Genomic DNA, 19,206 nt, shown 5'->3' on the forward strand with positions numbered 1-19,206 from the left:
CGGTAGCCCTACAACTCCGCGCGCGTGAAGGCGGCGGACTCCGCCTTGCGCAGCTGCTCCAACGTCAGCGTCTTCCCGCTGGCGTCGGTAAACCTCTCCAGGCGCAGGCCGCCCTCGCGGAAGAGCCGCCCGCGCGTGGGCCCCAGCACCTCGTCCTGGAAGCCAGAGGACTGACGGCGCAGCCAGTCCTCGTAGGACAGCCCCTTGGGCGCCTGGCCGATGTGCTGCTGCGCCCACTTCTCCCGCTGCCGGGCAATGGCCGCGCGCCTCTCCTTCTCGGACATGCGCCCCCACGCCTCTCCTGCCTGGGCCTTCGCCTCCGCCCGGAAGTCCACCTCGCGCTGGCGCCGGGTACGCACGTCGGTGACGGAGGGCCTGTCGCCCACCAGCTTCACCCCGTCGATGACGGGCACCGTGGAGGAGCGGCACCCGGGGTGCGCGGGGGGACGCGGGCCCTCGCGCACCGGGAATGTCTTCCCGTCCCGCGCCATGCACACCGGCGTGGTGCGCCCGTCCAGCGTCGCCACCCACCGCACGGACTCGATGATGTCCGCGTTGGCCCGGTACACCTCCTCCCGGGCCTGGGTGGACACGTGGTTGAGGCCGGTGCGCACCAGCGTTTCCGCGCTGCGCCGGCTCACCTCGGCGGCACCGTCGGTGTAGGAGGCGGCCCGGGTGCCCACCACGCGCCGGACGATTTGCTGCGTCGTCTGCCCCTCGGCCATGCCCACCTGGACGGCGCGGGAGATGCGCTCCAAGTCGGCCGCGGGCATGGACTCCACCCAGGACTCGAAGACGGCGCCGGCGAAAGGCCTCTCGAAGACGGCCGCGTGCAGCACCTCCGCCGTGGGGGCGGCCACCGACAACTCGACGATGAGCGTCTCGCGCAGGACGGCCGTCTGCCACCGGGCCTCGTACGCGGCGAAGACGGACAGCTCCTCGCGCAGGTACCCCGCCGCAGCCGCGTACGCCTCCGCGCGCAGGCCGCCCACCACCTGGAGCATCTCCTCCAGCCGCGCGGTGGTGACGGGCCCGGCGTCGAAGCCGCCCGCGTCCAGAATCCGCTCCAGCCGGGTGGTGAGCTGCTCGGCGAGGCTGTCCTCGGTGGCGTTGAGCAACTCCACCACCCGGTGCACCACGCCGGCCTTGTAGCGCTCCACCTGGACGGAATGCGCCAGGGTGCGCTCGAGGAGCTCCTCGTTGGCGGTGCCGGCCACCTACGCACCCTCCTTGAGCCCGCGCGGACGGAAAGGGACGACGTCGCCTTGCCCAGGCACCACCGGCAGGAACTCGATGCCGTTGCCGTGGAGCTGCACGCGCTTGCCCGCGGCCTCGACGTCCAGCGTCTCGCCCGTGGGCTTGAGGATGACGTGCGTCCAGGCGCCATTGGCGTGGCGGACCCCAACGAAGTGCTCGAAGTCCACCACCTGCCACGGCGCCAAGGCGCTCACCTGCTCGGGCAGCGCCAGCTCGCCGGACTCCGGTGCCGAAGCTGCGGGCGCCGTCGCGCGGCGCTCGCCCGGGCGCTCCTGGGACTCCTTCCGGCGCCTGTGCTCTCGCCACCACCCGGCTGCGCACACCAGGGCCGCGAGCACCGCCACCACGAGGGCCAGCGTCATGACGCACCTCCAGGGGCCGCACGGGCGGGCACGGCCGGTGCCGGGCGCAAGGTGCCCAGCGCGGGCCCCTCGCCCTGGAGCAGCTCCGCATCCACCTCGGGGATGAAGTCTGCGGCGAGGACACCGCGGCGCTTCAGTTCGGCGAGGAAGGCCTGCCGCGAAATCTCCCGGGCCGCGCGCGCCTTGAAGAGGACGTCCAGCCCCTGCGCGTCACCCTCGGAGAGGCCGAAGTCGGTGTGCACCTCCACCTTCAGCGCCCCGTCCTCCACCTCCAGCCCCAGCCACCGGGCCGCGAAGTGGAAGGCCAGCTCCAGGGCGTCACCGAAGGACTCGGCCAGGGACTGCAGCTCGGAGTGGGACTGCGCGGTGTTGATGGACTTCTCGGTGGCGGTGGCGCTGCCGGACTTGCGGACGAGCAGCTCCACGCCGAGCGCGGCCATCTCCTCCTTCAAGTCCTCCAAGTCCTTCCGGCCCGCCTCGATGGCCGCCCCGGTGTGCTCCACGTAGTAGAACTTCCCCTGCGGGGACTCCGTGGTGAGCAGCGAGTGCGGGCCCACCTTCAGGCCACCGCCCTGCCCTTCGCCCGCGCCACCGCCGGACGGCGCGGCCACCCCCGAGGCGGCCAGCATGGGGAAGCGTGCGACGGTGAGGACGTTGCGCTGGTCCGAGCTGCTCTGCCAGTGCTCGACATTCTTGTGGGCCAAGTCGAGCAGCGGGGGCCTGGCGAGCTGGAAGCCCTCGCGGTGCGCGTACCAGGTGACGAGGGGGATGAAGCCCAGCTTGTTGGGCCCGCCACCCACCGGCGCCCATTCGCTGGTGCCGGAGCGCTCGTACACGGCCCAGGAGTCCGGCTCGAGGACGCGGACGCGCTCCACCTTCACCTCCTCGAAGCCCTCGCGCCGCACCTCGGACTCTCGAATGCGGACGTGGGTGAGGCGCTCCTCGCCGTCCACCACCTCGACGTAGGCGGCAATGAGGGCCTCGGCGGGCACGTGGACGAAGTACGGGCGCAGGCCCGCGCGCCGCTCGTCCTCCAGCGTCCGCACGGTCTCGGTGTCCACTGCGGGGAAGTCCACCAGGACGTGGGTGAGTCCCTTGGCGAGGCCATCCTTGAAGACGGCGCGCGCCCAGGAAGTGACGTCGCTGCCCAGCCTGTCCACGTCCTCCGCCAGCGCCTTCAACTCCTCCGGCGCCGCCTCGCCCAGGCGCACCGGCTTCGCGAAGGGCCGCGTCGCCAAGAAGGAGAGCACCTTGGCGAAGTAGTTGAAGAGGACGGTGCGGTGGAGGCGCTCCCGGTAGGCGGCGTCCTCCTCGCGGGCGTACTGCGGCAGGTACTTGCGGCCGGTCGCGCGCATGGCGCGGGTGCCGCCCAGTAGGGCCAGCACCACTTCCCAGTCGGGCAGCATGTCCTGGTAGGCGCTGCTGGGCGTGTTGACGTCGGCGGCCACCTCAGCCCCTCCCCTCTGCCTGCGCCATGCGGCGCACGGCTGCCTCGCCGCACACCACCGTGAAGACGGCCACCACGAGGTCCTGCGCCATGTCCGGTGGGCCGGCCAGCAGCAGGTGCACGGCTTCCGGCGTGGCGCCGGACAGCCCCTCGCGAATGGAGGCCACGTCCGTCCGGGAAAGCTCGGCGGGGCCGCCCGGGTGGGTGTGCCAGTCGCCCAGGTAGCGCAGGCGCGGCCACACGCGGCGGACGAGGCGGTTGTCGTGCTCGCGGTCCGCCCGGAAGGCCACCCGCCCACGCTGCGCCCGGCGCCCCGGGCCCGTCACCGCGAGGACGTGCGCCTCCCCGTCCACCACCTGGCCCAGCAGCATGCCGCCGGACTCCAGCGGGGCCCGCTGGCGCGCGAGCCGCGACGCCTTGGCGAGGGCCGCGGGCGCCAGGCGCACGCGGTAGCCGTCGCTGGTGAAGAGGGCCGCGCTCACCGGTAGCTCCCCACCTGGAAGGACTCGGGCCCACCCAGCATCAACTCCGTCAGCGCCCACACGGCCGCGTCCATGCGGTTGGGACTCCAGGTGGACTCGCCCGGCACCCACGTCGTCTGCTCGTCCTCCAGCGCAATGAGGCGGCCCACGTGGTGGGCCAAGCCTCTCTCGTAGAGGGCGGCAATTGGCTCCGCGCGCTTCGCCTTACCGCGCGAGGCCGTCACCACCTTCACGCGCACGTGCTTGCGCGACTCGCGCGCCTTGCTGCGAATGGTGGTTTCCACCATGTCGCCGCCGTAATTCTTCTCGCCCACCACCGCGTCCGCGCTCTCCTTCTCGTAGACGGCTAGCGCCTTCGTGGCCCACCCTTCCGCGGAGTACTTCCCCGAGTCGTCGCGCCAGACGTACGCGTGGCCGTTGGTGGCCTTGCCCGCGCAGACAATGCCCACCTCGTCGTTGCTGGGGCCGTCCCCGCCGGCCGGGTCCACCGCCACCACCACGCGCACCATGGGCAGCGGGCGCCCTTCCGCGTCCTTCGGCAACGCGGGCACCCGGGCGTTGTCCAGCAGCTCCTGCGTCCAGAGGGCGCCCACCGCCGCGGCTTTGAAGGCCTCCTCCACCGTCGCCGGGTACTCGCGCCGGAAGTCGTGGACGCCCTTCTCGAAGGCCGCAATCTTCGAGCGGCGCCAGGCCAGTTGCTCGTCCTCCAGCGCGTAGCCATGCGCCTCCAGGCAGAGGGCGGCGTACCTGTCCTCCTCCGAGGTGCGCTGGAAGCCCTCCGCCACCGGCAGCCGGTACTCGGGCTGCCAGAACCAGGGGACGAAAATCAGCTCGTACTCGCTGGCCCCCTCCTGCGCCGCCTTGCACAGCCGGTGGAAGAGGCCCTGGGGCCCGTCGCTGGTGGACTCCAGAATGACTTCCGTGCCCGGGGCATTCGGCACCGCTTCCAGCACGCCGCGCATGTGGGTGGAGGCGTTGGGCCAGAAGGCCACCTCGCTACCGTGGAAGTACTGAATCGTCGAGGAGCGCCCCGTGCCCTTGCTGCCCGCGGTGCCCACCTTGTAGCCAGAAGACAGCCTGTCGAAGACGAGCTCCTTCGCGTTGGAGGCGCCAATGGAGGGGCGCACCAGCTCCGGGCAGTTGTCGTGGTACCGCTTCGCCATCTCGAAGAGGTTGGCGGTGGCCGGGTCCTCGTGCGTCAGAATGAAGGCGCGCACGCCCTTCCGGTGGGACACCTTCCAGTAGAAGCGCGCCTCCACGTACGTGCTGCACCCCTGCTGCCGCCCCTTGAGGACAATGGCGCGCACCCGCCCGGTGCGCTTCAGCTGCGCCTCCAGCCGCTCGTGGATGAAGGCCTGGGCGCGGTTGAGCCGCAGGTGCGGCAGCTCCCCGCCCGTCACCTCCTTCGGGCGGATGCGCAGGCACCGCGAGGCGTAGTGCGGGAAGTCGTCCTTCAGCCGCTGGCGGATGGCCTTCTCGCGCGGGCTGAGCGGCTGCGCCGCGCGGGCACCCGCCGGCTGCGGAGCCCGACGCGCGCGCACACCGCCCGGGCGGGACTGGCGAGCGGCGCTCATTCCAGGGCCCCCAGCGCGTCCTCGTGGGTGAGCTTCAGCTCGCCGCCCAGCTCCACCTTGTCGGTGAAGAGCTTCAGGTACTTGCCCAGCAGCTCCAGCGACTTCGGCTTGTCCCAGAACTTCACCTTGGTGAGGGTGCCCACCTGGACGCGCTCCTCGCCCTTGCCCGCGAAGAGTTCTTCCACCTCCACGCTGGAAATGGCCCGACGGATGTCCTCCGGCATCTTGTGGAGCGGCAGGAGGACGCCGTGCTCGTCGAGAATCCGGCCCGGGTCCGCGAAGCCGATGCGCTTCAGCTCGCGGAGCACCTCCACGGCTTCGACTTCGGCCCGCTCCGCGACGACCGCCTTTCCGGCTTCTACGGCCTCGCGGACCTTGGGATTCCTTAGCAACTTCGAGGCCGTCACCTCGGCGGAGTGCTCGGTGTAGCCCGCGCGGATGGCGGCCTGCTTCCCGTTGGAGTCGACGAGGTACTCCCGGACGAAGGCCGCCTGCTTCGGCGTCAGCGCGCACGCCGGCTCCGCCGGTTCCGCTGGGTCGGTGCTGGAGCTGGGCTTCCTGGGACGCTCTCTTGCCACGGTGCCCAGTCTCGGGGGCAGCGTGGACAGCGTCCGGCGCGGGCGCTGAGCGCCGCCCCTTCTTCTTCATGCCGGGGGCTTTTCCCCGGCCACGCCTTGGAGATTACATGCGCGAGCGCTACTGCCCTGCCTGCCGGACCTACAACCCCGCTGACGAGAGCCACTGGTGCGCCGGCCTTGAGAAGCTGCGCCAGCGCTGCGAAGAACTCGCGGCCTGCGGGCACCGCAACGCGTCGCAGCTCCCAGGCACGCAGGAGTGGCACTGCCCCGACTGCGACTACCTCGGGCCTCACCCCATGGGGGCCTACCCTCGCGGGTGATGCACGCTCAGCCCTCTCGGTCCGCGTCCTCAAGCCAGAGCGGGAGCTGCGCCCCGTTTCCCGCCTTCCTCCTCGTGACAGGAGGGGGGGAAGACAGGGGCGGCTCCCGTCGCGCATATTCCTGGGCCGCTTTCCGGAGCCGGTCCCGTGCGCGGATGAAGGCCTCCTCGTCGTCGGCCGCATCCGCGTACGCCAGGGCGGCCGCCGTCAGCCGCTCCCACGGCGAGGAGTACGCTTCGCCGAGAGGCGTCGTAATCGACTGCTTCCGCGTCACGCGCTTCAGGTGCCCCCAGCAGCGCCTGTGGCGGGGCGCTGCTGGGCGACGGCAGTCGTCCTCGGAGCACTGCGCTGGCTGGGGGCAGGAAGGCATTTCCTTCAAGGTGAGCCGAACGCCGGCCTCCCGTCAACGAGATGGACCGAGCCCCTGAACGAGCGGGGCACACCGGCGGACTACATCGACATCTTCGCGGTACCGGGAGGGACCGGACTTGAGGACAGGGGCGGCTCCAGGAGCCATGCGCGCGGACTGCCACCGCGACCTCATCGTCCAGGACATCTTCACCAGCACCGTGGGCTCGCTCTGCACCTACGCGTCTACCCACCGGACGAAAAGCGAGGCGCCGATCGCACGGCGGGGCGACTCGTCGCCATGGTGACCCGCTCACTCGTCTTGTGGGGCTGGGGACATGCCATGGCTCTATTCCTGTGCGGCAGCGGACAGAAACGAGTCAAGGCGCTGGCAGGATTCCTTTGGACACGAGGACCCCAGCGTGTCTCAGACAGGCCGCCCCCATTGACACTGAAGGGGTCAGCGCGATTGGCGCCAAGGTCTACATCGACATCTTCAAGGTGAAGCAATCGCCCCGGCATCCTGAGCGCAGCGCATGACGCTGGCGATGCTCGACGGAGTGCTCTCGCAACCAGCTGCACCACCACTCGTCAAGCGGACCGTTGGTCAGACAAGCATCGCAAATACACAAAATGTACGTCTAGGTACGCGAGATAGGGTCCCGCTGCGTTCATTGACGTCCCCCCGGGCAGGGGCTACATCCGGCCACGAGTGCCAGCAATGACACTTGCAGCATCCAGTAGTGCCTTTGGCCTGCTGGAGACCACACCGCAGTCATGGAGAGAAAATGGCCAGGAAGAAGCAGCAACGCCCACCGCCGCGCCCGTCGCAGCCAAAAAAGAAGGGTCGCCCGCGACGGACGACCCCTCGTGCCTTGAGAGGAGCTGCCACTCCCTCAAAGCTCGTCGCCCCCCGCAGCTGCAACCACGAGAGACTGGCGCAACAGACTACGCGCGGTCTGTTGAGTCAACAAGTGTTGCCCCCATTCAAACGTCGCCAGTCTGTAACGGCTATGGCGACGCATCCTCGGAGGGCGAACAGGCACCGCCGACCGGACCCGCGTCCCATCGTCGGGTGGGCTCGGAGTATCCGGTTGCGCACCGGTCGCGTCATCTACGCTTGGTGGTACGGCCTTGAGGCTTTCCCCATCAGGCGAGGGCCGAACCCCAGGTGGGACTACGGGAAACGCCCCAATGACGTGCCGCGGTCGCCGGAACAGTTGATGCTGCCCCTCACGTTCAAGCCGGTCCAGCTGAAGCTCAGTCTCCAGCCGCCTGCGGAGAGCGTGAACGTTGCCCCCATGAGGGCGCGGCGCCGTCCGCGCCGTAGGTAGCATCCAGGAGGATAAGCAGACCGCCGGTCCCACCCGGAGGCCTGCCGCCTGCCGTGGCGCACAAGCCGTCACGGCAGGCCTCCCTTCCGGAATGCTGGCGTCACCAGGTCCGCGACCGAACGGGGCACGGTGGCGGCCCTCGCCGTCTTCTTCCCGGCGCGGGGGCGAACAGGGCGTTCTCCGCGGGGTTCCAGCCCCGCGGGAGGAGGGGGCGGCGCGAGTGCGTCCTGGGCGCGGACGGCCACCGCAAGCTCGTCGTCCCCCCAGGACAGTTCCACCAGCACTGTGGGCTCGCCCGAGGACTGCGCGTACACCCACCGGACGAGGGGCGAGGCGTCGTCCACGCGGAGCTGCCGGGCCACCTCGTCGCGGACGGCCTTCATCGCCGCCGGGAGGTTGTCGTCCTGGTCCAGCCGCCGAGGCGCCACGCGGGTGAGGCGTACCACCAGGAGGGCTGGTCCCCTCCACCCGGGCCACAGCAGGCCCGTGGTGTCGCGCTGACCCTTCGCACGGCGGTGCCGGGCCATGTGGTGCTCGCGCTGGTTGGTGGGATTCTTCGTCACCACCGGAACCTCGAAGGTGATGCGGGAGCACGTCACCGAGCACCTCCTACCAGCACGCCGGTGCAGAAATCGTGGACCTGCGCCCGGAACGCGTCGAACTTCGCGGAGAGCTGCACGGTGCTGGCGCGCAGCTCCGCTGCGAGTACCGCCCCGGGGCTGTCCTCCATGCCCGCACCCGCCTCCTGCGCCTTCCGCGTCTCGCGCCGGTGGTCCGCGCTGTATGCGGAGCGGCACTTCGACTTCGCGCACATGAAGCGCTGGCGCGGGGCGAGAGGCTCCTTGCAGTAGCCGCACAGGCCCTCGGGCACCTCGGCACGCAGGCGGCGGATGAAGGCCGGCTGCCGGTTGGTGGTGCCCGTCTTCGAGCGCGCTCGTGCGGCGGTGCGGGCTGAAACGCGGAGAAGGCACTTGCGCGAGCAGTACCGGGCGCGCGGGTCCGCATCCATGGGCAGCGGCCTGCCGCAGCGGTCATCGGCGTAAGTGCGAGCGTCGCAAGCAGTCACGAGGCTCCTCCAGGCAGCAGTTCGAGAATGAAGCGGACGCGCCACAGCCCCGACGCGCCAGCGCAGCATGTGCTGATGGCATGAAGCACAGTTGCGTTCCACTCTTCGGCGGGGCGCCACTCCGACTGCCCCTCACGTTGATGTGGAAGGCATGTCGCACCTCCCTGTCTCGCTGGTGGATGCGCAGCGCGCTCTGCTGCTGGGCGGGTACGGCAGGACGAGGCGCACCTCGGCGGGTGGTGAGGTCTCCGAGGGTGGAGGGCTGGGTGGAGGGCTGAGTGGTGGACGGGCAGCGGGCAGGCAGGGCATCGGGGCTCAGCGCCCCTGCGCGCGGACATAGGGCGGTGCCCAGCGGCGCATCCCCGATGTCCCTGGCCTGCGCGGGCTCGGCCGTCATCCCCGGCCGGGCCCGGCCTCTTTTGAGTAGAAGGGGTGGCGCCTCAGAGCCTCTGGATGCCGGCCAACAAGTGGAAGATGCGCCTGCGACGAAGCGTTCGTTGCTTCTTGGCGTCGAATGGAGGGGTGCCTTGCGCAGGCCCTGCCCACTGCAATCTGCACCAACTCAGTCGGAGGTGTCATTAAAGACATGCCCCCGGGACTGGAGACCTGAGCTAAGCTTACGGCATTAAAGCGGCATTGCCTGCTTGAACGAGCCATGGGGAACAATGACGGTAAAATATCAGGTCTTTATTAGTTCGACATATGAGGATCTTCGCGCCGAGAGAGACCAGGTCATCAAGGCGACCTTGGAGATGGGACATATTCCCGTCGGAATGGAGATGTTTAGCGCTGCGGACGAGCAGCAATGGGAGATCATTAAACGACAAATCGACCAGAGCGACTACTACATTGTTATTGTAGCGCATCGCTATGGCTCGATGGTCGATGGCGTTAGCTACACAGAAAAGGAGTACGACTACGCGGTGAGCATTGGTGTTCCCGTAATTGGATTCATTCTCGACAACAATGCACCATGGCCTGAAAGCAAGCGTGACAAGGAGGAGGGGAAGGGAGCCGCGCTTAATATTTTCAAGACAAAGATATTGAAGAAGCCGGTCGGATTCTGGAAGAGCACTGAAGAACTGTATGGCAAGTGCTCGGTTGCACTGATGAAGCAGATTGCTGCTCATCCAAGGACTGGCTGGATCTCCGCAGCGGCTGCTGCCAGCCCCGAGACAACTTCAGAAATCGCAAGACTGAGTGCCGAAAATGCCAAACTTAGGAGTGAACTGGAATCCGCTCGCGCGGCAAGCAGGCTTGAGACGCAGAACAGGCATGCAAAAAACATGAGAGCTCTCGATGCCAAGAAACTCCCATTTAGCGTGTGGCCTGACGGAGGAAAGGACTGGGTTGACGTGGGAAGCAGGTCGCTTTTGTGGTTTCTTAATTTCAGTGCACAGTCCCTCTTAGTGGAGGCCGAAATAAAGGACGTCGCAAACCATATTGCGATATTCCTCAAGCCAGACGGCATGAAACTGCGAGGCAGTTGGCCAATCCCAAAGAATACCCTGCTCGATTGCATTGCATATCTCAAGGCCCTTGGCCTTGTGGAGCCATCCAAGAAGAAGCACCCCGTGAGCGACAAGGGACAATACTGGAGTCTGACGCGAGATGGGCACGAGCTGATGGATTTTGTTTACAAAACCGATCTGATGGCAGGTCTAAAGTCGGAGGATTCGAAACCGCCAAGCACAAATAACAATTGAGCTGAATTAACCAGGACTCACCCAAGCGTCACCTCATAGTGTGTCTGCTGACGCCTATGCAATGTCCGCTGGCCCTGAACCCACGAAGTGACGCTCTCTCGCGTCCAAGGCTGCACTGAGGCCTCCAAGCGAGCAAGACACCCGGCGCATAGTCCCTGCCCCCACACGAGTTGGCAGCTCACCTCCGCGCAGCCGGTGGCGCACGCGGTACGCGGCGGCTCCTCACCCCGACCCACGTCGAGGGCAACTCGGCGACGGGCGTCTGCGGGGCTGACAGGCGCGACCGGCAGAGCCCCGTCGGCCGGGATGTCCTGCCCGGGCACGTGCCGGCGCCACACCTCTGCGGCGATGAAGACCCGGGCCGGGCACACGGGCCGGCGCGAGCGCGCCCAGTCCTCGCTCAGGTAGGCCCGCCAGGCGGCACAGAGCCGCTCCTCGTCACCGCCCACCGCGGCAAGCGCCTCCGCGTACCAGGTGCCCCAGCCGGACGGCGGCGCCTCGGGCAGCGCGCTGGGGAACGTCTGCCTGCGCTCCTCCTGACACCAGGCGAAGAAGAGCTTCTCCGGGCTCGGGGCCGAGTCGTCCGTCCTGGACTGCTGTCCCCGACGGCGGACGGCGGGCGGCACCGGGCCAGCAGGTGCCGTCGTCGGGAGCGTCACGCTGGCCGCGTCACGCTCGCCAGCGTCACGCGTGACGGCGTGATGCGTGACGCTCTCCCGTGACGTGACGCCCTCGCGCGCGTCAGCAGCACTCTTCTGTTTCTCTCGGTACTTCTTCGAGCGAAGAGCAGCAAGACGACGTCTTCTTGCTGCTGCTGAAGCCTCCCCCCCTCCCCCCTCCAGCGTGACGGCATCACGCTCTGTCACGCTTTCCGTCACGCTGGTGCGTGACGCATCACGCGCGGACTGCGTGACGGGCTGGACAGGTGGGATGGCAGCGGACGTCACGGCGGCGGGCTCCGCTGGCCGGGATGCCAGCACCTGCGCCAGAGCGCGCCGGTAGCCCTCCGCCACCCCCTCGGCGACAAGCCGCGCCGCGCGCTCCTCGTCCAGGGCCGCGAGCAACTGCTCCACCTCGGCGCGGGAGCAGGTGCAGGGCTGGAACGGCGTGGGCACACCCGAGCGCTCCTCGCGGGCACGCAGGGAGGCCTCGGCTCCCCGTGGCGCGGGCAGCACCTGGGCGGCCAGCTCCGCGGTGACGACTTGGCCGGAGCGCAGCCGCACGTGTCCGGGCGGCATGTCGTCGGAGGACTCGGTGAGGGCCGCGTCTTCGCGGCTGGTGCAGGACGTCACGGGACTTCCCCTCGGGTGTCGGACTCGGTGGTGTCGGGCTCGCGCTCGTAGAGGCCCCCGGGGATGCGGCGCCACGTGGCCCGGTACCCGGGAATGGACACCTCCACGCGCTCCGGCCGGCCGCTGGTGCCGGACAGCACGCGGAAGCCGAACTGGCACGTTAGATGGCGCAGCTCGCAGGTGGCGCGGCCCTGAGTGCTCCACCCCTGCTGCTTGTCCTCGGGGCAGCTCATGGACGGCGCGCCTCCTGCGCGCACGCGTGGGGCGGGCACGCGGGGTTGGCGCACCGGAAGGCGCGGCACACCGGGCACGGCGTCATCGCCCGGCGGCAGCCGCACAGGCGCAGCACGCGCTCACGCAGTCCTGGGGCTGGAGGCGCACGGAGGGCGGCGGCCGCCTGCTCCTCGTACGCACGCCAGCGGGCGGTGTCGGCCTGCCGCACCGCGGAGTACTCGGCGCGCACCCGTGCGAGCACCTCCTCCGGCAGCGTCCAGTAGAGGGCCGTCAGGTCTGGGACGCAGGGCACTGGCTCCGGCAGGGCCACCACGTCCGTCAGCCACAGGCCCACTGGGCCGACGTACCAGGACGACTCGCGCGGCCCATCCGGGTACTGGGAGACGGCCTCCAGGCGCGCCACCGCTACCACGGCGCACGCGGGCAGCTCGGCGGCCGGAGGCGCCGCCACCGCGCACCAAGTGGCCATCCACGAGGCAAGCGCCGGCTCGTACTCGGCCGCCGCGCAGACGGCCACGTAGCCGCCCAGCGCCGCGTCGGGCGGCGGCGCCGGCATGTTGAGCACCGGCGCATTGCGGACCATGGCCGCCCACGCCCACGGCTGGGGCACGGTAACGGCGAGGAGGGGCGCGCGGCCCGGGTGAGTGGCGCACGCGCTCATGCCGCGCAGCCCTCCAATTCCGGAGCCACCCACTGCCCGCCGCCGCACAGCCGCCACCCCTCCCCCAGCGCCGAGCGCAGGAGGGACTCCAGCAGCTGACGTCCCCACGCCTCGGCGGCGTCCCGGGGGATGCCGTTGCCGATGTGCTCACGCCAGCGCCGGTCCGACTTCCCGGCCAGGACGAGGGGCGCACCGTGCAGCATGGGCGGCAGGGACTGGAGGACGGCGAGCTCTAGCGTGGTGAGGGGCCGGTGCCAGGTGCCGTCCGGCGCGAGGATGGCGGGGGCGAGCGCCCCCTTCGGCACCTCCCACCCCTGGGCCAGCAGGTGCAGTGCCAGCTCGAGTGAGATGACGGGGCGAGCCGCCGGCAGCTCGCGCGGGTCCGCCACCGCGGCGGTGCCGCAGTCCACCTGGAGACTCCCCGTCACCGTGCCCGACGTCCGCCCCCAGGGCAGCACGCCGTAGAAGCCGTTGCGGCACTCGCACCCGAGGCCGAGTTGCTCCAACGGACGCTCGTCCTGGACGGCCCCGGGGCCCTGCCCGCTGGTGGCGGCGGTCCGCGCGGAGATGGTGGGCATGGCCTCGCGGGCGGGCACCACCTGCCGGTACCCGGGCCGGCCCTTCCACCGGCCGGCGTTGTCGCCCGTCTTGCCCTCCGAGAGGCCTTCCAGGAGCCGCGGGTCCGCCACCGCGCCCATGCTCTGCCCGGCGGTGGCCTCGGTGCGCGCCGTGACGGTGGCACTCGTGCCGCTGAAGAGCCCCACCTGCATGAAGCCCGGCCGGCCCTGTCGCTTGTCGGCGAGCGCCTCCAGGGCGCGGCTGTCGGCCACCGATGGGCCACCGCTGCCCACCTGCTGCGCCCCCGTGACGGTGCGCCCCGGCGCACCGTCACGCCATACGGCGTACTTCGACGTGTGCCGCCCGGCGTTCTCCGCGCCCATCGCCAGCTCACCCACGCGCGTGTCCTGCACGCCCACCAGCCCCGCACCACCTGGCCCCGTCACCGTGGGCGACGCCTCCACCCACGGCTGCACGGGCTGCCGGCGATGCACTTGGTTGCGCTTCTGGCTGGGCGCACCGGCGAGCAGCGCCTCCAGATCAGCGACGGCGTCGGCGCTCAGGTCGACGGGCCACAGCCCGCGGGCACGCAGCCACGGCACCACCTGCCCGCGCGGGGGCAAGTCGCGCCAGTCCCACTTCGGCACCCGGCCGTCCTGCCAGTCGATGCCAATGAGGGCAAGCCGCACCAGGTTCGCCCACGAGAGGCGCGGGGAGCGGTGCATGGGCCCGGCGCGCGGGTCGTCCGGCCATGCCAGCGGCCCGAGCACGTCGCCCACAGTGCGCAGCGGCCTCTCGGGCGGGAGTTCCACGGGCACCGGGCAGAGCTTCGGGTGCCGGAAGATGATGGCCAGCCGCCGTCGGCGCTGCGCGAGCCCCCCCTCCTTGCCCAGATCATGCACACGGACGTCGCAGAGGAAGCCGCGCGAGGTCCACGCCCTCACCATGCGCTCCACCGCGGCGGCGGCCCGGGTTCCAGAGAGCAGGCTGGGGACGTTCTCCCATACGGCCAGCTTCGGCCACTGCTCCCGGCTGGGGTATGCCCGGAAGAGCAGCTCGGAGAACACCACCATCAGCTCGTTCATCGCTTGGTACTCCGGCGTGTTGGCCACCTCGAGCGGGAGAAGGCCAGAGCCGGCCTTGCACGGCGCGCTGCCCTTGATGACGTCCGGAGCGCTCGGCCCCCAGTGAGCGCGGAGCTGCTCCTCGGTGAGCGCCGTCACGTCCGCGCAGAGCGCCTTGGCGCCGGTCAACATCTCGAAGTCGCGGCAGGCCTCGGCGTCGAAGTCGATGCCGCCCACATTGCGGAACGTGGCACTCGCGCCGAGCGCGTGCGCGACGGCAGCGTCCGAGCCCGAAGCCCCAATCCCCGAGCCGCAGAACGGGTAGCCGATGGTGAAGGTGTGCGTCGTGGTGCAGCTCATGGGCGAGGACTCCGGCTCCGGGTGAGGTGGGCCACGGCGCGCAGCACCGCGGCGAGGGTGGCGACGACGGCGCCGGCCGCGAGCGCGGCGGCGTGGGGCAGGTGCTGCTCAACGCGGAAGGTGAGGACTCCCGTGCACGTGCAGCACAGGGCCAGCGCGACGAGCCCGAGGGGACGGGCGCGCTTCACAGGAGCGCTCCCTGCTCCGCGAGCCGGATGACCTGCTCCAGGGCGTCACGCAGCACCTGCGGCTCGGCAGGCGTGGCCGCGAGCGCCGCGCGCAACAGCATGGAGGCGTCCTCACCCCTGCGCTGGGCGTACGCGGCGGCCACGCGCAGCTTGTAGAGGGCGAGCTTCATGATGCGTGTCCGGGTGTCCTCCGCGGACGGCGCGCGCAGGAGCGCGTTGGCGACGACGGCGGCGCTCGCCGCCAACATCCACGCGCCAGTGGGGGCTGGCCGGTCCCCGTCCTGGCGGCACTGCTCCGGGTTGAAGGCGCCGCGCACCAGCGCCTGGAGCCCAGCGGGCACCAGATGCCAGCACGGGCCGCACATGAGGTGACGCGCCGGGCACGCCGAGCGGCAGTCCAGCGCGTGGCAGGTATGGGCGCTCACCGGAGCACCTCCACACGCTTGAACTCCACGCGCCACACCCACGGGTTCGCGTCCCAGGAGTCGATGCTGTTGATGGACATCCACAGCGTCATGAAGGAATCGAGCGCGCTGGGGCCCGAAACGTCGCCCAGGTAGTTTCGCCACCGACTGGGGTACTTGGCGTCGCGCTCGACACCCTCCGCCCTGGCGTCCTCCTCGGTGATGTCGTGGAGGCGCTCGACGCGCACGCCCATCACCTCCAGCGTCAGCCGCGACGCCCAGCGCGGCATGTGGATGGAGACGCACGTGTCCCCGTCCTTGTGGTGAGCCCAGGACAACATGGCCGCGACGGCCGGGTGCCCCTGCGGCAGCTGCACAGGCGCGTTGTCGGCGGCGTAGTGCCAGGCGCCGCGCTCGCCACGCTTCATGGTCTCGCGCACCCACAGCCGGTCCGCGGGCTGGCCGTAGGAACAGCGCAGGCCCATTTTCTCCGCGACCGTCAGATGACCCACCGTGCCGTAGGGAAAGGGGAGCCCCTTCTCCGGCGCGTACGTCCACACCGTGCCGCCGTCGTGCGGTACGTTCGGAGCGGGCTGCGGCTTCAGCACCCGCCGCGTCACCGCCTTCCGTCCGGCCAGCAGCGCGAGCACCATCGGCGCGCTGAACAGGATGGGGCGCTCACGCACGGGATACCTCAGCAGGGAACTCGTCCCAGGTGCGCCCGTCCAGCTCACGGCCGGTGGCCTTCTTCCCGACGCGCCGCACGGTGCTGCCGTCCGGGAAGCTGTGGTGCGCGCCGGGGCCCGCCACCTCGCTCACCGAGACCCACTCGCCCCACTGCTTGAAGAAGAACGGCACGCCTGCGGAGACGCACTCATCGCGCAGCGCACGCGCCCAGGCAGGGTGCATCGGCCGTGCTCCGTCCTGGGACTCGCCACCGCAGATGACCCAGTGGATGCGCTCGGCCACCGGCGCGTAGCGCGGGCTGACCGTCTTCGGCATCGTCCCGTGCAGGCCAATGCGGACGGGGCCGAGGAGCGGCTCGCACGACAGGAAGCGCACGGCGAGGCGCGTGGCGATGAGCGCGGACACCCGCTCGTCCGCGCGCTGCTGGTCCTCCACGGACACGCCCCCCCAGAGATTCGGAAGTGGAAGCTGAATGGGCGCGGTGGAGCGCTTGCGCAGCAGGCGCGGCTTCTCGGCCAGCATCTTCGCCATGACCACGCCCAGGCGGTGAGCGAGGTCCGGCGCGTTGAAGTAGTCCCGCATCCGCGCGGCGCGCTTCGTCAGCACCTGGAAGGTGTGCTGCGGCGCCATCGCCATCACCGCCACGATGCGGTCGACGTCGGAGAGCGCCAGGTTCTCGTGGAACAGGTCGCTCATGCTGTTCACGAAGATGCGGCGCGGACGCGACCACGCGAGCGGCTGGAACAGCATCGCCTCCACCACCCGGACGGCCCCTGTCCACCGGGCGCCCGCAGGTGTGAATGTCGCCAGCCCCTCATAGGCCTGCCCCGGCCCGGAGAAGCGCGCCGCCACGCGCTCCGCGTAGCAGCCGCCCTTGAGAGGGCCCGGCGTCCCGCCTCCACACCCGGGCGACACCCGCGAGCAACCGCGCACCGGGTTCCACGTCGCGTGCGTCCACTCGATAGCGCTCTTGTCAGCCACGGCGACCTCCAGGCACCACGCGCAGCGTGGGCGTACGGCGAGGGTTGGACTTCCTGGGCGGGTACTCGCGGCGCAGCCGGCGCCGCTCCGCCCAGAGGGCAGCGGCCAGCGCCAGGTGCAGCAGCGCGGCCAGCACATCGAGAATGGAGGAGGCGTCACGCAGCACGGGCTCCCTCCTCCATCGCGGCGACGAAGCCGGCCTTCGCGCGCTCGTGGAGCCCCGACTGCTTGTCGCGGAGCTGGCGCACCAGCCGGACGCAGCGGACGTGCCCACACGTCATGGCGGGCCGCTCGCGCGACTCCTTCAGCTGCTGGACGAGCGGCCTCGCCTTCCAGCACACGAGGCAGCCCCCGGGCTGCATGAGCTGCGCTTCGCGGTGGAGTCGCAGGAGCAGCAGGCCCGCGCGGGAGACGGGTGTGGTGGCGAAGAGGTACGCCACGGCCAAGCGACGCGTGGCGGGCGTGGTGAGAAGGCCGCAGCTCACGGCGCCACCTCCAGCAGCTTGGGGTGCTGGCTTAGGTAGTCCTCGGCCACAGCCTTGCCCGACTCGGTGAGGCGCCACGAGCGCGCGACGCCAGGGAGCCACGTCAACAGGCGCCGCCTCTGGAGACGGAGGAGGAAGTCCTGCGCCCCGTTGGTGGACGCCCAGCCGAAGCGCTCGCACATGTCGCGGATGCTCGGCGCGACCTCGTGCTCCTTCTTGAAGGCGTGGATGAAGGCGAGCACCTCCTGCTGGCGCGCCGTGGGGTTGCCACCAGCAGGCCCGTGCTCAGGAGGGGGACGGCGGTTGCAGGACGTCATGCCGCGCTCCTCTCCCAGTGGGGCTTCATGGACGCGGCCCAGCGCAGTGCGGCCTGCTCGGCCAGGGTCAACACCTGGTGCGCGCGCTGGCGCGTAGCGCCGAACTCCGCGCCGATGGATTCCAGGGTCTCTCCCTCGAGGTGCAGCAGGTAGGCGCGCACGGCCTTCTCGCGGACGGGTTGCGTCGTGCCGGGCCGCATATGCGCACACAGCCGCTCGCCGATGGAGGCGCCGAGCCGACGCGCTTCCGCCGTCCGCTCCTGCGTGGGGGGGACAACGACGTTGAGCACGTCGTCGAGCGGCACCTCCTGGCGCTCGACGTAAGCCCCGTGCTCGTCGCGGATGGCGCCGACCAGGGCCAGCCAGCCCCTGGACACGAAGCGCTTCACGGGCCGCTGAGTGAATGTCCTGAAGGACGCGCCCCCATCCGGGCGCCAGCGCTGCGCGGCGTAGATGACGCCCAACCACCCGTAGCTGGCGAGGTCGTCCTCGTAGCCGCGAGCCACGGGGTGATGCCGGATGAAGCGATGGACGGCCCACCAGACGACTCGGCGGGCCTCAGGCACGAGCTGCTGCTCCGCGGCGGTGAGCGGGCGCTGAGTGGTTCTCATGACGGGCGCCTCCGGCTGAGCGTCTGGTGCTGGGCGCGCGGGTAGCGGGCGGCGAGCTCCCGCCGGCGCAGCTCCCGGGTGAGCGCCAGGGCCGCGCTCTCCTCGGCGTCCTGGCGGGTGCGGGCGTGCACCTCCACCTCAAGGCCGGGGGCGCGCAGCGTGCAGACGTGCCCCAAGGGCCCTCGCATGGAGATGCTGGAGAAGTGGCCGGTGCAGCTCACAGAGCACCTCCAGCCACCCACACCACCAGCGCAGTGCAGTTGTCGGTGCTGCCCTGGGCGAGGGCCCGTGCCACCAGCTCCTCGGCGGCCCAGCGCGCACCGAGCACCGAGTCCAGCTCCCGGAGCACGCAGCAGACGCCCTCGGCGCCGAGCGTGTCGTGCACCCCGTCGGTGGTGAGGGCGAAGACGTCCCCAGGCGAAACGTCCAGCTCGTGCACATCGGGGAGCGGCTCGCTGCCCTCCCGCTGGCTGCCCAGGCAGCGCAGGAGGACGTTGTGGTAGGCGACGTGCCGGTGGTCCTGGGTGAGCTGCTCCAGGACGCCACAGCGCAGGCGGTACACGCGGGAGTCGCCCACGTGCGCCACCACAGCCCGGGCGCCACGCACCAGCAGCAGCGCCAGCGTGGTGCGGCAGTCGGTGCCCGTGCGGCGCTGCTCATCGAGGACGAGCTCGTGGGCGAGGCCCACCGCCGCGCGGGCGATGCGGGGCAGGTCCCTGGGCCCCGGGACGAATTCCAGGACGGCCTGCACCGCCCGCTGGGCGGCAATGTCACCGCCGGAGTGCCCGCCCAGGCCGTCCGCGACTACGTACACCGCCGTTTCCGGGCCGGTACGGTGCCCCACGGCATCCTCATGGTGGGCACGCCGCCCACGCTCCGTGCACGGCCAG

Annotated in this window: 24 protein-coding genes; 2 read left to right on the forward strand and 22 right to left on the reverse strand. The window is 70.5% G+C overall.

The window, feature by feature from the left end; all coding sequences use genetic code 11:
* Nucleotides 1-8: 8 nt before the first annotated feature.
* From ACX9TP_RS31425 to ACX9TP_RS31450, 6 genes are read right to left on the reverse strand one after another with little or no spacing between them, the layout of a single operon-like run.
* Nucleotides 9-1,217, reverse strand: coding sequence for a minor capsid protein (locus tag ACX9TP_RS31425; protein ID WP_482974322.1), 1,209 nt, complete (start codon nucleotides 1,215-1,217; stop codon nucleotides 9-11).
* Nucleotides 1,218-1,619 carry a hypothetical protein gene (locus ACX9TP_RS31430; RefSeq protein ID WP_482974323.1) on the reverse strand — a complete coding sequence of 134 codons (402 nt, stop codon included), beginning with the start codon at nucleotides 1,617-1,619 and terminating at the stop codon, nucleotides 1,218-1,220.
* Entirely contained in the window at nucleotides 1,616-3,067 is a 1,452-nt protein-coding gene (locus ACX9TP_RS31435; protein ID WP_482974324.1) for a DUF4055 domain-containing protein, read from the reverse strand. Before ACX9TP_RS31435 ends, ACX9TP_RS31430 begins: the two co-directional genes overlap by 4 nt.
* A 1-nt stretch (nucleotide 3,068) precedes the next feature.
* Entirely contained in the window at nucleotides 3,069-3,548 is a 480-nt protein-coding gene (locus tag ACX9TP_RS31440; protein ID WP_482974325.1) for a Mov34/MPN/PAD-1 family protein, read from the reverse strand.
* Complete coding sequence (locus ACX9TP_RS31445) at nucleotides 3,545-5,122, reverse strand: phage terminase large subunit family protein (RefSeq protein ID WP_482974326.1); 1,578 nt, start codon at nucleotides 5,120-5,122, stop codon at nucleotides 3,545-3,547. The genes ACX9TP_RS31440 and ACX9TP_RS31445 overlap by 4 nt, the downstream gene beginning before the upstream one ends.
* Nucleotides 5,119-5,700 carry a terminase small subunit gene (locus tag ACX9TP_RS31450; RefSeq protein ID WP_482974327.1) on the reverse strand — a complete coding sequence of 194 codons (582 nt, stop codon included), beginning with the start codon at nucleotides 5,698-5,700 and terminating at the stop codon, nucleotides 5,119-5,121. Before ACX9TP_RS31450 ends, ACX9TP_RS31445 begins: the two co-directional genes overlap by 4 nt.
* Nucleotides 5,701-5,807: 107 nt before the next feature.
* Here ACX9TP_RS31450 and ACX9TP_RS31455 point away from each other — a divergent pair, with 107 nt between their 5' ends.
* On the forward strand, nucleotides 5,808-6,020 hold the full coding sequence (locus tag ACX9TP_RS31455; protein ID WP_482974328.1) for a hypothetical protein: 213 nt from the start codon (nucleotides 5,808-5,810) through the stop codon (nucleotides 6,018-6,020).
* A 1,750-nt stretch (nucleotides 6,021-7,770) separates the two neighbouring features.
* Here the strand turns inward: ACX9TP_RS31455 and ACX9TP_RS31460 are convergent.
* Together ACX9TP_RS31460 and ACX9TP_RS31465 are read right to left on the reverse strand one after the other, a co-directional pair.
* Entirely contained in the window at nucleotides 7,771-8,301 is a 531-nt protein-coding gene (locus ACX9TP_RS31460) for a hypothetical protein (RefSeq protein ID WP_482974329.1), read from the reverse strand.
* A complete protein-coding gene (locus tag ACX9TP_RS31465; protein WP_482974330.1) occupies nucleotides 8,298-8,768 on the reverse strand; it encodes a hypothetical protein in 471 nt (156 codons plus the stop codon). Before ACX9TP_RS31465 ends, ACX9TP_RS31460 begins: the two co-directional genes overlap by 4 nt.
* A gap of 665 nt (nucleotides 8,769-9,433) precedes the next feature.
* Here ACX9TP_RS31465 and ACX9TP_RS31470 point away from each other — a divergent pair.
* Nucleotides 9,434-10,474, forward strand: a complete 1,041-nt coding sequence (locus ACX9TP_RS31470) for a DUF4062 domain-containing protein (protein WP_482974331.1) — start codon at nucleotides 9,434-9,436, stop codon at nucleotides 10,472-10,474.
* A gap of 17 nt (nucleotides 10,475-10,491) precedes the next feature.
* On the opposite strand, the gene ACX9TP_RS31475 is transcribed toward ACX9TP_RS31470, so the two are convergent.
* The 14 genes from ACX9TP_RS31475 to ACX9TP_RS31540 all read right to left on the reverse strand — a co-directional run bounded on the left by ACX9TP_RS31475 (nucleotide 10,492) and on the right by ACX9TP_RS31540 (nucleotide 19,160).
* Nucleotides 10,492-11,766 carry a hypothetical protein gene (locus ACX9TP_RS31475; protein WP_482974332.1) on the reverse strand — a complete coding sequence of 425 codons (1,275 nt, stop codon included), beginning with the start codon at nucleotides 11,764-11,766 and terminating at the stop codon, nucleotides 10,492-10,494.
* Nucleotides 11,763-11,906, reverse strand: coding sequence for a hypothetical protein (locus ACX9TP_RS31480; RefSeq protein WP_482974333.1), 144 nt, complete (start codon nucleotides 11,904-11,906; stop codon nucleotides 11,763-11,765). Before ACX9TP_RS31480 ends, ACX9TP_RS31475 begins: the two co-directional genes overlap by 4 nt.
* Before the next feature lie 89 nt (nucleotides 11,907-11,995).
* The gene (locus ACX9TP_RS31485) at nucleotides 11,996-12,661 is read right to left on the reverse strand and encodes a hypothetical protein (RefSeq protein ID WP_482974334.1); all 666 of its coding nucleotides are present in this window, start codon (nucleotides 12,659-12,661) and stop codon (nucleotides 11,996-11,998) included.
* Nucleotides 12,658-14,643: a DNA cytosine methyltransferase gene (locus tag ACX9TP_RS31490; RefSeq protein WP_482974335.1), complete on the reverse strand. Its 1,986-nt coding sequence runs from the start codon at nucleotides 14,641-14,643 to the stop codon at nucleotides 12,658-12,660. The genes ACX9TP_RS31485 and ACX9TP_RS31490 overlap by 4 nt, the downstream gene beginning before the upstream one ends.
* Complete coding sequence (locus ACX9TP_RS31495) at nucleotides 14,640-14,831, reverse strand: hypothetical protein (RefSeq protein ID WP_482974336.1); 192 nt, start codon at nucleotides 14,829-14,831, stop codon at nucleotides 14,640-14,642. Before ACX9TP_RS31495 ends, ACX9TP_RS31490 begins: the two co-directional genes overlap by 4 nt.
* Nucleotides 14,828-15,256: a hypothetical protein gene (locus ACX9TP_RS31500; RefSeq protein ID WP_482974337.1), complete on the reverse strand. Its 429-nt coding sequence runs from the start codon at nucleotides 15,254-15,256 to the stop codon at nucleotides 14,828-14,830. Before ACX9TP_RS31500 ends, ACX9TP_RS31495 begins: the two co-directional genes overlap by 4 nt.
* The gene (locus ACX9TP_RS31505; protein ID WP_482974338.1) at nucleotides 15,253-15,921 is read right to left on the reverse strand and encodes an ASCH domain-containing protein; all 669 of its coding nucleotides are present in this window, start codon (nucleotides 15,919-15,921) and stop codon (nucleotides 15,253-15,255) included. The genes ACX9TP_RS31500 and ACX9TP_RS31505 overlap by 4 nt, the downstream gene beginning before the upstream one ends.
* The gene (locus ACX9TP_RS31510; RefSeq protein WP_482974339.1) at nucleotides 15,914-16,903 is read right to left on the reverse strand and encodes a DUF5131 family protein; all 990 of its coding nucleotides are present in this window, start codon (nucleotides 16,901-16,903) and stop codon (nucleotides 15,914-15,916) included. Before ACX9TP_RS31510 ends, ACX9TP_RS31505 begins: the two co-directional genes overlap by 8 nt.
* Complete coding sequence (locus tag ACX9TP_RS31515) at nucleotides 16,896-17,069, reverse strand: hypothetical protein (RefSeq protein ID WP_482974340.1); 174 nt, start codon at nucleotides 17,067-17,069, stop codon at nucleotides 16,896-16,898. The genes ACX9TP_RS31510 and ACX9TP_RS31515 overlap by 8 nt, the downstream gene beginning before the upstream one ends.
* Complete coding sequence (locus ACX9TP_RS31520) at nucleotides 17,059-17,388, reverse strand: hypothetical protein (protein ID WP_482974341.1); 330 nt, start codon at nucleotides 17,386-17,388, stop codon at nucleotides 17,059-17,061. The genes ACX9TP_RS31515 and ACX9TP_RS31520 overlap by 11 nt, the downstream gene beginning before the upstream one ends.
* Nucleotides 17,385-17,705: a LexA family protein gene (locus ACX9TP_RS31525; protein WP_482974342.1), complete on the reverse strand. Its 321-nt coding sequence runs from the start codon at nucleotides 17,703-17,705 to the stop codon at nucleotides 17,385-17,387. The genes ACX9TP_RS31520 and ACX9TP_RS31525 overlap by 4 nt, the downstream gene beginning before the upstream one ends.
* Nucleotides 17,702-18,316, reverse strand: a complete 615-nt coding sequence (locus tag ACX9TP_RS31530) for a sigma-70 RNA polymerase sigma factor region 4 domain-containing protein (protein WP_482974343.1) — start codon at nucleotides 18,314-18,316, stop codon at nucleotides 17,702-17,704. The genes ACX9TP_RS31525 and ACX9TP_RS31530 overlap by 4 nt, the downstream gene beginning before the upstream one ends.
* A complete protein-coding gene (locus tag ACX9TP_RS31535; RefSeq protein ID WP_482974344.1) occupies nucleotides 18,313-18,537 on the reverse strand; it encodes a double-stranded RNA binding motif domain-containing protein in 225 nt (74 codons plus the stop codon). Before ACX9TP_RS31535 ends, ACX9TP_RS31530 begins: the two co-directional genes overlap by 4 nt.
* The gene (locus ACX9TP_RS31540; RefSeq protein WP_482974345.1) at nucleotides 18,534-19,160 is read right to left on the reverse strand and encodes a PP2C family protein-serine/threonine phosphatase; all 627 of its coding nucleotides are present in this window, start codon (nucleotides 19,158-19,160) and stop codon (nucleotides 18,534-18,536) included. Before ACX9TP_RS31540 ends, ACX9TP_RS31535 begins: the two co-directional genes overlap by 4 nt.
* Nucleotides 19,161-19,206 lie beyond the last annotated feature (46 nt).

Source organism: Pyxidicoccus sp. M15, assembly GCF_056858435.1.

Bases quoted from the DNA above. Each gene is read 5' to 3' on its own strand.
- ACX9TP_RS31430 (WP_482974323.1), bottom strand. From the start codon at position 1,619: ATGACGCTGGCCCTCGTGGTGGCGGTGCTCGCGGCCCTGGTGTGCGCA.
- ACX9TP_RS31445 (WP_482974326.1), bottom strand. From the start codon at position 5,122: ATGAGCGCCGCTCGCCAGTCCCGCCCGGGCGGTGTGCGCGCGCGTCGG.
- ACX9TP_RS31455 (WP_482974328.1), top strand. From the start codon at position 5,808: ATGCGCGAGCGCTACTGCCCTGCCTGCCGGACCTACAACCCCGCTGAC.
- ACX9TP_RS31470 (WP_482974331.1), top strand. From the start codon at position 9,434: ATGACGGTAAAATATCAGGTCTTTATTAGTTCGACATATGAGGATCTT.
- ACX9TP_RS31485 (WP_482974334.1), bottom strand. From the start codon at position 12,661: ATGAGCGCGTGCGCCACTCACCCGGGCCGCGCGCCCCTCCTCGCCGTT.
- ACX9TP_RS31490 (WP_482974335.1), bottom strand. From the start codon at position 14,643: ATGAGCTGCACCACGACGCACACCTTCACCATCGGCTACCCGTTCTGC.
- ACX9TP_RS31525 (WP_482974342.1), bottom strand. From the start codon at position 17,705: ATGACGTCCTGCAACCGCCGTCCCCCTCCTGAGCACGGGCCTGCTGGT.
- ACX9TP_RS31530 (WP_482974343.1), bottom strand. From the start codon at position 18,316: ATGAGAACCACTCAGCGCCCGCTCACCGCCGCGGAGCAGCAGCTCGTG.